This window comes from Pseudomonas sp. HY7a-MNA-CIBAN-0227, assembly GCF_040310325.1.
Lineage (GTDB): Bacteria > Pseudomonadota > Gammaproteobacteria > Pseudomonadales > Pseudomonadaceae > Aquipseudomonas.
The window spans coordinates 257,453-270,601 of record NZ_JBEOPT010000007.1; the positions used below are offsets into that span (position 1 = coordinate 257,453).

Genomic DNA, 13,149 nt, shown 5'->3' on the forward strand with positions numbered 1-13,149 from the left:
TTAAGAAATCAGTTTCTCAAGATCATTGGCTGATAGACGTTTGAGGGCCTCCAGAGATTTAGTCAGTTCGTCCTGTAACGGTTGCAAATCGCTTTGCAAGCCTTGCAACTGATCACAGAAGTCACGCAGGTTTTCGGTGGCAAACAGCACCTTTAGCGGTACCTCCAGGTTCAATTGCTCGCGAATGCGCATCGTCACCTGGGTGGCCAGCAACGAATGGCCGCCGAGGGCAAAGAAGTTATCATTGAGGCCCACCTGGGCGACCTCCAGTACCTCTTGCCAGATGCCGGCAACGCTCTGCGCCAGTTCGCTGTCCGGCGCCACATAGTCCGTTTGCGACAGGCTGGCGTCAGGCTCGGGTAACGCCTTGCGGTCGAGTTTTCCATTGCCTGTCAACGGCATCTGCTCCAGCAATACCAAATGCGCAGGCACCATGTACTCCGCAAGGTGTGCCTTGAGGCTCCGGCGCAGCTCACCACGCCAGACCGCCTGATCCTCCACTTGCACCGAGGGCACAAGGTAGCCGACCAAGTGCGTACCGCCCACGCCCTCCCGAGCCAGGACTACCGCCTCGCGTACCGATGGCTGATCCAGCAAGCAGGCTTCGATTTCTCCCAGTTCGATACGGAAACCGCGAATCTTTACCTGCTGGTCGATCCGGCCCACATACTCGACCACCCCATCGGCGCGATACCGTGCCAGGTCGCCAGTGCGGTACAAGCGCCCACCTTCGCTGGAGAACAGGTCCGGAATAAAACGCGCGCCGGTCAGATCAGCCCGGTTCAAATAGCCCCGCGCCAATCCTGCCCGCCCCACATAGAGCTCACCGATACAGCCCCTGGCCACCGGGTTGAGCTGCGCATCGAGCACGTACCAGGACAGGTCCGCAATCGCCACGCCGATCGGGCTGGACGCACCATTGTCCAAATCCGCCAACGACAGCGGCCGGTAAGTGACGTGCACCGTGGTTTCGGTGATGCCATACATGTTGATCAGTTGCGGGGCGCAATCGCCGAATCGCGCGAACCAGGGCCGCAGGCTACTCACTTCCAGCGGCTCGCCGCCAAATACGATGTAGCGCAGCAAGAGATCGCGCGAAGACTCTTGCGCGCAGGCCACACCCATCAGTTGCTTGAACGCCGATGGTGTCTGGTTCAACACCGTCACGCGCTCCTGGTAAAGCAGATCGAGGAAGGCGTGCGGCGAACGACTGACCTCTTGCGTCACGATCACCAGGCGGCCACCGTACAGCAGGGCGCCAAAGATCTCCCATACCGAGAAGTCAAATGCGTACGAGTGGAACAGCGTCCAACAGTCATCGGGACCGAAGTTGAACCAGTCCTGGGTAGCCTGGAACAACCGCAGGACGTTTCGGTGCGGTAACAACGTGCCCTTGGGCCTACCGGTGGAGCCGGAGGTGTAGATCACATAGGCCAGGTTATCCGGCGCGACCACCACCTGCGGGTTGTGGTCGAAAACTCCGTGGTCGTCCTCGATCAACAGGCTGCGCACGCCTTGCGGGATCGGCAGGCTGGCAAGTAGTTGGCCTTGAGTCAGCAACAAGGTCAGGCCACTGTCCTGGATCATGTACTGCAATCGATCATCCGGGTAGGCCGGGTCCAGTGGCACATAGGCGCCGCCGGCCTTGAGGATCGCCAGCAAGCCGACGAGCATCTGGAACGAGCGCTCCACCGCGATGCCCACCAGCACTTCAGGCCCAACGCCCTCGGCGATCAAGACATGGGCCAGGCAGTTGGCCTGGCGATTGAGTTCGCCGTAACTGAGGTGCTGGTCGCCCAACACCAGCGCCACGGCATCAGGTGCCCTGGCCGCTTGCAGTTCGATCAAGCGATGGATCGACTCGCCTTGCGGATAGTGGCCCGATACTCCATTCCACTGCTCCAGGGTCAATTGACGCTCATCGTCAGTCAACATTGGCAGCTCGGCAATGCGCGTTCCAGGCTGCACGACGATGCCCTGCAACAGGGTCTGCCAATGCTGCGCCAGGCGTTCAATGGTGCTGCGTTCAAACACGTCACTGGCATAGGTCAGCGAGGCGATCAAACCGGCTTCGCTTTCGGTGGTGTCCAGGACCAGGTCGAACTGCGCGGTTCCACTGTCCCAGGCCAGCCCCTCGATATGCAAATCGTCCAGTTGAGCGGGGCGAGCCGCGCGACTCTGATGGTTAAATAGCACCTGGAACAATGGGCTGTGGCTCAGGCTGCGCTGGGGTTGCAGGGCATCCACCAGTTGTTCGAACGGCAGGTCCTGGTAGGTCTGGGCGTCGAGCACCGACTGGCGAACCTGGCGTAGCAGGTCGCTAAACGAGTCCTGCCCGTCGACCTCGGCGCGCAGCACCTGGGTGTTGACGAAGAAACCCACCAGACCCTCGGTTTCCATGCGGTTACGGTTAGCCACCGGCACGCCGACACGGATGTCCGCCTGACCGCTGTAGCGGTGCAACAACATCTGGAACGACGCCAACAACAGCATGAACAGCGTGACCTGTTCACGTTGCGCCAGGGCCTGCAAACCGTCGGCAAGCTGCGACGGCAAGGCGAAGTCCAGGCGCGCACCGCGAAAGCTCTGCTCGGCTGGGCGCGGAAAATCGAACGGCAATTCCAGCACCGGCTGCTCACCGCCCAGTTTCTCGCGCCAGTACGCCAGTTGCCGGTCACGTTCGCCCTCGGCCATCCGCTGCTTTTGCCAGGCCGCATAATCGGCGTATTGCAGGGGCAGCGGGCTCAACCGGGCCTCGCGACCTTCACAGCCAGCGGCGTAAAGCTGTACCAGTTCGTCGACGATGATCTGCATCGACCAGCCATCAGAAATGATGTGGTGCTGGGTGATCACCAGCACGTGATGATCGGCCTGGATCTCCAGCAACTTGACGCGCATCAGCGGCCCGTTGAACAGGTCGAATGGGCGCTGGATTTCCTCTTCCACCCGCTGTTGGATCGCCCCGGCAGCCACGCGTTGCTGCTCGACAGCCTGCATGCGATGCGGCTGAATCACCTGCCAGGTTCGCTCGCCCTCCTCCACGAAGACGGTGCGCAGGGATTCATGTCGCTGCACCAGGGCCTGGAACGCTTGCTCCAATGCATGCACATTCAGCTCGCCGCGCAAATGCAGCGCAGTTGGTACGTGGTAAGCGGCGCTGTCGGGGTCCAGTTGCCAGAGAAACCACTGGCGCTCCTGGGCCGACGACAACGCCAGCAGCCGACCGCGCTCCAGAGCCACCATCGGCAGGCTTTCCCGGGTTTGCAGGCCCTCGCAGGCCTCGGCAAATGCCTTCAAGGTGGGCTGTTCGAACAGGGTGCGCAGCGCCACTTCAAGTTGCAGGTCATGACGAACCCGGGAAATCACCTGGGTGGCCAGCAGGGAGTGGCCGCCGCGCTCAAAGAAGTGATCGTCGAGGCCGACGCTGTCGACCTGCAACACCGCCTGCCAGATCGCCGCCAGTTGCGCCTGAAGAGGGTTTTGCGGGGCGACGTAGGCAACCTCGGACCGGTTCAGATCAGGCGCGGGCAATGCCCGGCGGTCGAGCTTGCCGTTGTTGTTCAAGGGCAGCGCGCCGAGCAGTAGCACATGGCCCGGCACCATGTAATCAGGCAACGACTGGCGCAAGGTGGCAATCAGTTGCTGGCGAAAGTAAGCCTCGTCGACTGACGGGTCGCTGGCGACGACATACGCCACCAGCTGCGCGCCACTCGGGCTGTGGTGGGCAATGACGGCGGCCTCGCGCACTTGTTCCAGGGCCTGCAGGCAGGCTTCGATTTCGCCCATCTCGATGCGCAAACCGCGAATCTTCACCTGATGGTCGATGCGCCCGGCGTATTCCAGGGCGTCATCGCCGTTGTAGCGAGCCAGGTCGCCACTGCGGTAAAGGCGTGCGCCCGGCAATGGCGAGAACGGGTCCGGCAGGAAGCGCTCGGCCGTCAGTGCGGGACGGTCAAAATAGCACTGGGCCAGACCGACCTCGGCGCCGATGAACAGCTCGCCGACGCCACCGGTTGGCAACAACTGGCCGGCACTGTCGAGGACATACAGCGACCGGCCGTCGATGGCCCGCCCAATGGGAATACCAAACGCATCGCTGGCATCGTCCAGACGGCATTGATGCACGCTGGACACCACCGTGGCCTCGGTCGGGCCATAGGTATTGAGCAGGCGCACCGCGCCCAGGCCGGCTTCATGCCAGACCCGCAAGCCTTCCACGGACATGGCTTCGCCACCCACGTGAACCTGACGCAGGTTGCCCAGGGAACCGCCGCCGAGTGCGCACTCCTTGGCCAGCAGATACCAGTAAGCGGCCGGCAAATCGGCCAGGGTCACGCCCTGGGCAACGATTTCCCGCGCCAGTTGCCCGGCGTCCAGCAGCTCATCGCCGCGCATGATCAGCGCAGCGCCGGCGCACAACGGCGGGTAGCATTGCTCGACAAAGCCATCGAAGCTGAACGTGGCAAACTGCAGCACTCGGTCCTCGGGGCTCAGCACGCTGTAATCCTCAGCGCTCTGGCAGAACTGGCCGAGGGCCGCATGATCAATCGCCACGCCCTTGGGCAGGCCGGTGGAGCCGGAGGTGTAGATCACGTAGGCCAGGTCGGCAGCGACCGCGTGATTGGACGGATTGCTGGCGGGGTAGCTCGCCAGTTCGTCGCCTGTGGGGCTGAAATCCAGGCGCATCAGTTGCTCGGGTAACGGCAGGTCTTCCAGCAGGCCGGTCTCACACAGCAGCAAGTCAAGGCGGCTGTCGGCGAGCATGTAGGCCAGACGCTCGGTGGGGTATTTCGGGTCCAGCGGGACATAGGCGGCGCCACTCTTGAGTACGGCCAGCAAGCTGACAATCAAGTGCGGGCCACGACGGCATGCCAAGCCGACCCGCTGGCCGGGGCCGACGCCGTGCTCCAGCAGGCGATGGGCCAGGCGATTGGCCCGCTCATTGAGTTGGCCATAGCTCAGGGCTTGATCGCCTGCCTGCACAGCCAGGGCCGCGGGTGTGGCCAGGGCCTGGGCAGCGATGCGCTGATGAACCAGCGCGTGACTGAGCGGGGTCGATACTGGCGATTGGCTGAGCGCCAGCACAGCACGACGACCGGGCGCATCCAGCAGTTCCAGGGTGCCCAGGCAAGCCTGGGCATTGGCAACCAACTGCGCCAACAGGTGTTGCAGGTTGACGCTCAACTGACGCACGCCAGCCTCGCTGAAGCACGCCGAGTCGTAGCTGAACGCCAGGCGCAGGCTGGCACCCAGCTCGATGCCCAGGGTCAACGGGTAGTGGGTGCGTTCGTGACTGTGCAGTTCACCAAAGGCCAAGCCGGCGGGCGCGCCTTGCTTGAGCGCCTCGGCCACCGGGAAGTTTTCGAACACCAGCAGGCTGTCGAACAGGGCCGAGCCTTGCTGCCCGGCCCAGGCCTGAATGTCATACAGAGGCACGTGTTCATGGTCACGCAGGCTCAGGTTCAACGCTTGCAGTTCGCTCAACCAAGGCCCGACCCGCTCGGCCGGCCCAGGGCTGCTGATGATGGGCAAGGTGTTGATGAACAAGCCCAACTGCTGCTCGATGCCCGGTAACGGTGCCGAACGCCCGGCCACTGTAGCGCCAAAAGCCACGCAGTCCTGGCCGGTATAGCGTTGCAGCAACAGGCTCCAGGCCCCTTGAAACAGGGTGTTGAGGGTGATTTTTTGCTGACGGGAGAAGTCGATCAAGGCCTGGCTCAAGGCACTGTCGACACTCACCTGATGCTCCGCCATGCCCGTAGCGCCGACGGGAGGCCGCAGCGCATCGGCCAGCAAGGTGGGCGCTTGCAGCGGCGCCAGGGTGGCTTTCCAGAACGCCTCGCCGGCCTGTGATGCTTGCTGTTGCAGCCAGCTCAGGTAATCGCGGAACTGCCCAAGGGGCGCCGGCAATAGATGGCCGGCGTAATGGCTGATGACTTCACCGAGCAGTTGGGCGTTGCTCCAGCCGTCCATCAGGATGTGATGGCTGGTGTAGATCAAATGCCAGGTTTCATCGCCACCGCGCACCAGCATCAGGCGCAACAGCGGCGCGCTGCTCAGTTCAAAGCCCAGTTCGCGTTCGGCGCTGGCCAGGGCATCCCGGTCGGCGTAGATATCGTCGATCACCTGCAACTGCAGGTCCACCTGGCGATGGATCACCTGATGCGCGCTGCCCAGGCCCAGCCAATGGAAGCTGCTACGCAGGATGTCATGGCGGTCGATCGCCGCTTGCCAGGCGCGACCGAAGGCCAGCACATCTAACCCTCGAATATCCAGGCGTAGTTGATTGATGTAAGCCTGCGCCTGAGGCTCATACAAGGTGTGGAACAACATGCCCTGCTGCATCGGCGACAACGGGTAGATATCGTCGAAGGCCTGGCCTTCCACCGGCAGTCGATCCAGTTGTTGTTGGGTCAGGGTCGCCAGGGGGAAATCCGACGCCGTGACCTGGCCCGGCGTCGCGGCGCAGCAGTGCTCGATCAGCGCCTTGAGTTCCCGAGTGTAGGCATCGGCCAACTGCTGGATGGTAGAGGCGCTGAACATCTCGTGGCTAAAACCCCATTGCAACGCCAACTCGCCGCCATACACCTGGCCTTCCACCGTCAGCCAGTTGGCCAGCGGCGCTTGGGGGTCCTGGGCCTGACCGCTGCCCTGGGTAGCCGGAACAAAGAGTGCCGACTCATCGAACTGTCGGTCGAACTGCCCCAGGTAGTTGAAGGTGATACGCGGCGCCGGCAGTGCCGAAAGCGCTTCGCGGGCCGCAGGTTCGCCGAGGTAGCGCAACAGTCCGTGGCCCAGGCCTTTGCCGGGCACGGCGCGCAACTGCTCCTTGATCGATTTGATCGAGGTCGCCAGTTCAGCCGCCGGTTGCAGGCGCACCGGGAACACGCTGGTGAACCAGCCGACGGTGCGGGTCAGGTCCAGGCTATCGAACAGGTCTTCGCGGCCATGGCCTTCAAGCTGGATCAAGGCGGCGTCCTGGCCGCTCCAGCGGCAGACGGCACGGGCCAATGCAGTCAGCAGCAAGTCGTTGACCTGGGTGCGATAGGCCGCCGGGGCGGTTTGCAGCAATTGACGGGTCATCTCGGCGTCGAGGCGGGTTTCGATCTTTTGCCCCAGGCGGTTGTTCAGGCCGCCCTGTGGATTATCGCAAGGCAGGTCGGCGGCGCTCGACTGCGCCAGCCAGTACGGCAGTTGGTCGTTGAGGGTCTGCGCGTGGGCATGTAGATGCTGCGCCCAGTGCTGGTAGGCACTGGTCTTGGCCGGCAGTACCGACGGCTGTGCGGCGGCGTGCTGCTGATAAGCCTGCTGCAAATCCTCCAGCACGATGCGCCAGGACACGCCGTCCACCACCAGGTGATGGACCACCAGCAACAAACGCTGGCTGCCATCGGCCAGGTTGATCAGCGCGGCGCGCAACAGCGGCCCCTGTCGCAGGTCGAGGCTGCGTTGCGCCTCGTCACACAGCGCGGCCAATTCATCGACGCTGTCGGCGCGGCATTGCCATAGCCCGGACTCGCTGACCGCTGTGGCGTAGGTTTGGCACCAGCCCTCTGCCTCACCGGCAAAGCGCAGGCGCAAGGCATCATGGTGGTTGATCAGTTGGATCAACGCCGCTTCCAGCGCCGGGACCACCAGCGGTTCACGAGGCGTCAGCAGCAACGACTGGTTCCAGTGATGACGGGCCGGGATAGCCTGCTGGAAAAAAACCTGCTGCACGGGCGTCAGGATTACTTCGCCGCTGACCGAGCCTTGATCGATTGCGTTGTGCTGATCAAAGGTCGCTACCCGCGCCAGGCTGCGCACGCTCTGGTACTGAAACAGGTCCCGTGGGCTCAGGCGAATCCCGGCCTGGCGGGCGCGGCTGACCACCTGGATGGATATGATCGAGTCGCCCCCCAGTTCGAAGAAGTTGTCTTCCAGGCCGACCTGCTCAACGCCCAGCACATCGCACCAGATCGCCGCCAGGGCTTTTTCCAGATCGCTGCCAGGCGCAACAAAGGCCTGCTGCGGCGCAGCGTCCGGCAACGGCAGCGCCTTGCGGTCGAGCTTGCCGTTAGCGGTGACCGGCAGTTTCGCCAGCGGCATCAGATAGGTCGGCACCATGTATTCCGGCAGGTTGCCCAACAGCCAGGCCTTGAGCTCCTGCTGCCACGGCATGGTCGGCTCGGCGGCATCCAGCACCAGATAAGCCACCAGCTGTTTGCCGCCCTGCACCAACACCACCGTTTCACGCACCAGAGGGTGCTGCATCAGGCGGGTCTCGATTTCCCCCAGCTCAATGCGCAGACCCCGCAGCTTGACTTGATGATCCAGGCGCCCGAGGTATTCAATCACCCCGTCGGCACGCTGACGCACCCGGTCGCCAGTGCGATACAGGCGCGCACCGGCAGTGAAAGGGCACGGCACGAAGCGCTCGGCGGTCAGCCCCGGACGGCGGTGATAACTGCGGGCCAGCCCGGTGCCTCCCAGGTACAACTCACCCGCAACACCGGCCGGGACCGGGTTCAGTTGCGCGTCCAGCACGTAGGTGCCGAGGTTGGCGATGGGCCGACCGATGGGCACGCTGTCGGCGCCTTCGTCGATGCACGTCCAGTGCGTGACGTCGATGGCCGCTTCCGTCGGCCCATACAGGTTGTACAGCGCCGCGCTCGGCAGTTTGGCGAAGACTTGCAATTGCGCATCCAGCGCCAGAGCTTCACCGCTGCACACGATGCGCTTGAGGCTTGCACAAGCCTGGACACCAGGCTCGTGAATAAACGCCTGGAGCATCGACGGTACAAAGTGCAAGGTGCTGATGTGCTGCTCACGAATGGTTTCGATCAAGCGGGCCGGCTCGCGGTGTTCGCCAGGGGCGGCCACCACCAGGCGCGCGCCGGTCATCAACGGCCAGAAGAACTCCCAGACCGACACGTCAAAACTGAAGGGCGTTTTCTGCAACACCGCGTCGCTGCCGTCCAGGCCGTAGGCGTCCTGCATCCAGCACAACCGGTTGACCAGCGCGCGATGGCTGTTGCCGGCACCCTTGGGTTTGCCGGTTGAGCCCGAGGTATAGATCACATAGGCCAGGTTCAAGCCATGCACCGTCATCGCGACGGGCTCGGTGCTGTAACCCTCAAACCAGTCGGGCTGCGGGTCCAGCATGATGACCTTGACCTCGTTCGCAGGCAGCCTATGCAGCAGGCTGGTCTGGCTGAGCAAGAGGGCGATGCCACTGTCTTCGATCATGTAGGCCAGGCGGTCCAGCGGGTACTCCGGGTCCAGCGGGACGTACGCGCCGCCGGCCTTGAGGATCGCCAGCAGGCCGACCACCATTTCCACGGAGCGCTCGACACAAATGCCCACCAGCACATCCGGACCAACCCCTTGCTGGCGCAAGGCATGGGCCAACTGGTTGGCGCGAGCGTCGAGTTGGGCGTAGCTCAATACCGTCGCGCCGAACACCAGGGCCGGAGCTTGCGGGGTTCGTTGCACCTGATCTTCGATCAACTGATGAATGCCGCGCTCGGTCGGGTACTGCTCATCGGTCTGGTTCCAGCCATGGACCAGCACTAGCCGCTCATCGGCGGCCAGCATTGGCAACTCCCCGATACGCTGGTTGCCATCGACGGCCATGGCCTGCAACAGACTGATCCAGTGCCGGGCCATGCGCTCGATGGAGGCGGAATCGAACAGGTCATTGGCGAAGGTCAGCGCGGCGTGCAGGGTGCCGGACTTTTCATAAGTGTCCAGGGTCAGGTCGAACTGGGTGGTGCGGCCTTGCCATTGCACCAGGGACAGTTCCAGCCCGGAAGCGGTGCTCACCGAAGCGATGTCTGCCACCACTGGCTGGTGGTTGTACATGACTTGGAACAACGGCGTGTGGCTCAAGCTACGCTCGACTTTCAACGCTTCCACCAGGCGCTCGAACGGCAACTCCTGATGGGCTTGGGCGCCCAAGGCGTGCTCCTTGATACCTTGTAACAACTCGCCGACGCGGGTTTGTCCGGTCAGCTCGGTGCGCAGTACCTGCGTGTTGACGAAGAAGCCGATCAGCCCTTCGACCTCAGTGCGGTTGCGGTTGGCAATCGGCACGCCAATACGCAGGTCGCCCTGGCCGGTGTAGCGATGCAGCAGCACATTAAAGGCGCCGAGCAGCAGCATGAACAGCGTGACGTTATGTTGCTGCGCGCAACTGCGCAGTTGCGCGGCCAGCGCCGGATCAATCGCAAAATCATGACGCGTGCCCCGGTAGCTGGGCATGGCCGGACGCGGATGGTCGATGGGCAGTTCCAGCACCGGATGCTCATTGCCCAGACGCGCTTGCCAGTATTCTAGTTGACGAGCCTGTTCGCCCGCCTCCAGCCAGCGGCGCTGCCACAGGGCATAGTCGCTGTACTGGATCGGCAAGGCCGGCAGTTGGGGCGTTTCATTACGTTCATGGGCGTCGTAGCAGCGGATGAACTCGTCGATCAATACATTCATCGACCAGCCATCGGAAACGATGTGGTGCAGGGTCAGCAGAAGCACGTGTTCCTGCTCGGCCAGCTTGAGCAATTGCACCCGCAGCAGCGGGCCATTAGCCAAGTCGAAGGGTAATAGTGATTGCCGGGTAGCGGCATCCGTCACCGCGTGTTCACGCGCGGTGGGCGCCAGGGCGCTGAAGTCCACCTGTTCGATGGCCAACGACGGCTGCACTGCGACCTGCAACAAGCGCTCATCGGCCTGGCGCTGGAACACCGTGCGCAAGGTTTCATGACGTTCCACCAGGCTGGCGAACGCTTGCTCCATGGCGGGCAGGCTCAACGCGCCCTTGAGCCGCACAGCCCCCGGCAGGTTATAGGCACCGCTGGCGGGATCCAATTGCCAGAGAAACCACATCCGCTGCTGCGCGTAGGACAGCGCCTGTCGGTCCTCGGCCTCCACGCCTGCCGGAATCGGAAACCGGGAAAAATCCACCCCTTCCTTGTGCAACGCCTGGAGGAACATCTGGCGTTTTTCCAGGGGTAACCCGATAAACCGGCGAGCAAGTTTCAAGGAGTCTTCAGCGTTCATTTCTTGGGATCCGGGGCAATAGGCAGGAAGCACAAAGGCACGTCGTCCCTATAAAACGAATCCGGGAGGGAAAAATTAGCGGCGGGATTTAGTCAGGCGGGAGGCTGCGGGAGGTGTCATCAAGGGTTACATCAAACATCGGAAAGCCTGGCGAAGTCGCCCTATCATTGACGGACCTCATACTTTGCAACTACATTTAGTTGCACGCAGGGAACGCCGTGTCAAAAAATGAAAAGCTGCTCGCCAAATTGCTCAATGAGCAAATGACGTTTACCTGGCCTGAACTCGTTACGCTGTTGCGTCGACTGGGCTACACACAAATCGAAGGGGCTGGTAGCCGGGTCAAGTTCGACAAGGGCGACCCAAGTGCAATGATTACCCTGCACACACCTCACCCCGGTAACGAGTTGAAACATTACATCCGGCGCCAGATCATCGAACAATTGAAATCAGGAGACCTGATTCAGTGAACAACCAGTTGAAACACAAAGGCTATATTGGCTCCATCGAAGCCAGCGTCGAGGACAATTGCCTGTTCGGCAAGCTTCTGTTCATCAAGGCTCTGATCAGCTACGAGGGCCAGACCGTGGCCCAGTTGGAAACAGCCTTTTGCGAGGCTGTGGACGATTACCTCGACACTTGCCAGAAGCTCGGACAAACACCAGAAAAGCCCTGCAAGGGCTCGTTCAACGTTCGAGTCGGCCATGACCTCCATTTAGCCGCCGCCTTGGCGGCTACCCGTCAAAAAGTGACGCTCAACGACCTGACGCGACAAGCTTTGAGCGAGTTCCTGCAACAACATGCGATGGGGTAACCCATCACCCATCATCCCAGCCGCCGATACCCCAACACCGCTGAAACCAACACCACGCCTGCGGCAACCAGCGCCACCCAGAACCCGCTGGGGGCGCCAAAGTGGTCGATCATCCAGCCGGAACTGGCGGCACCGATGGCCACGCCGATGCTCAGGCCGGTGATCAGCCAGGTCATGCCCTCGGTCAAGCGGCTGGGCGGGACAATTTGCTCCACCAGGGCCATGGACACGATCAGGGTTGGGGCAAAGAACAGCCCGGAGAAAAATACCGCCACCGACAGGCCAGGAATGTTCACCACCAGAAGCAACGGCAGCGTGGCTAGCGCCGTGGCCACGCCGCAGTACAGAAACTGCCTTGGCAACGGCGCTGCCAGTTTCAGGGTGCCAAAGGCCAGCCCCGACAGGCACGAGCCGATGGCGTAGACCGACAACACAATACTCGCGGCAGCAGGTTGGCCCTGATGCTGGGCGAGCGCGACGCTGACCACATCCACCACGCCGACAATGGTGCCCATGGCCATCAGCAGGATCATCAGGATCAGCACCGACGGCGACGCAATCAACCAACCCCCGTGATGGCCGTGGTGCTCATGCACCGGTGGCTCGGTCTGGCGTTGCAGGACAAAGGCGCTGACCCCAACGGCCATCAACAACAACGCCATCAACGGCCCTGCTTCGGGAAACAGCACCACGCTCAGCCCCACCGACAGCGGCGGGCCGAGAATGAAGCACACCTCGTCCAGCACCGACTCCAGGGCAAAGGCGGTTTTCAGTTTTGACTGGCCTCGATACAACTCGGTCCAGCGCGCCCGCACCATGGCCGACATGCTGGGCATGCAACCGGCCAGGGCGGCGAACAGGAACAAGGTCCAATTCGGCGCCTGCAAGCGGGTGCACAGCAACACCATCAACAGCGCGCCACCGCCCAGGATTGCCGCCGCCGGCAACACCCGGCCCTGGCCATGGCGGTCCACCAGCCGTGACACCTGGGGTGCGCAAAAGGCCGTGGCCAAGGCAAAGGTCGCCGCCACCGCGCCGGCCAATCCGTAACCGCCGTGAACTTGCGACAGCATGGTGATCAGCCCGATGCCCGTCATGGAAATCGGCATGCGAGCGAGCATGCCCGCCAATACAAAAGCCCTGGAACCTGGCGCCTTGAACAACTCGGCGTAAGGGTTTGCCATGGTGCGTAACCTCTACCTGAATGCCCTGAAATTTGCATCGCGTGTTATCAGGGGCAAAATACATTTGAAACCCCAGGTTTGATAGAGATACACCGCCATCGTCGCATTCCAGCCAAT

Annotated in this window: 4 protein-coding genes; 2 read left to right on the forward strand and 2 right to left on the reverse strand. The window is 62.4% G+C overall.

The features are described 5' to 3' along the window. Positions 1-11,034: a non-ribosomal peptide synthase/polyketide synthase gene (locus tag AAEZ06_RS14600; protein WP_350614943.1), complete on the reverse strand. Its 11,034-nt coding sequence runs from the start codon at positions 11,032-11,034 to the stop codon at positions 1-3. Positions 11,035-11,252: 218 nt separating this feature from the next. Between AAEZ06_RS14600 and AAEZ06_RS14605 the strand changes: the two genes are divergently transcribed. Next, positions 11,253-11,504, forward strand: a complete 252-nt coding sequence (locus AAEZ06_RS14605; RefSeq protein WP_149413673.1) for a type II toxin-antitoxin system HicA family toxin — start codon at positions 11,253-11,255, stop codon at positions 11,502-11,504. Continuing rightward, on the forward strand, positions 11,501-11,848 hold the full coding sequence (locus tag AAEZ06_RS14610) for a type II toxin-antitoxin system HicB family antitoxin (protein WP_149413674.1): 348 nt from the start codon (positions 11,501-11,503) through the stop codon (positions 11,846-11,848). Before AAEZ06_RS14605 ends, AAEZ06_RS14610 begins: the two co-directional genes overlap by 4 nt. Positions 11,849-11,859: 11 nt before the next feature. Here AAEZ06_RS14610 and AAEZ06_RS14615 read toward each other — a convergent pair whose 3' ends face one another. Further along, on the reverse strand, positions 11,860-13,032 hold the full coding sequence (locus AAEZ06_RS14615; RefSeq protein WP_149413675.1) for an MFS transporter: 1,173 nt from the start codon (positions 13,030-13,032) through the stop codon (positions 11,860-11,862). Positions 13,033-13,149 lie beyond the last annotated feature (117 nt).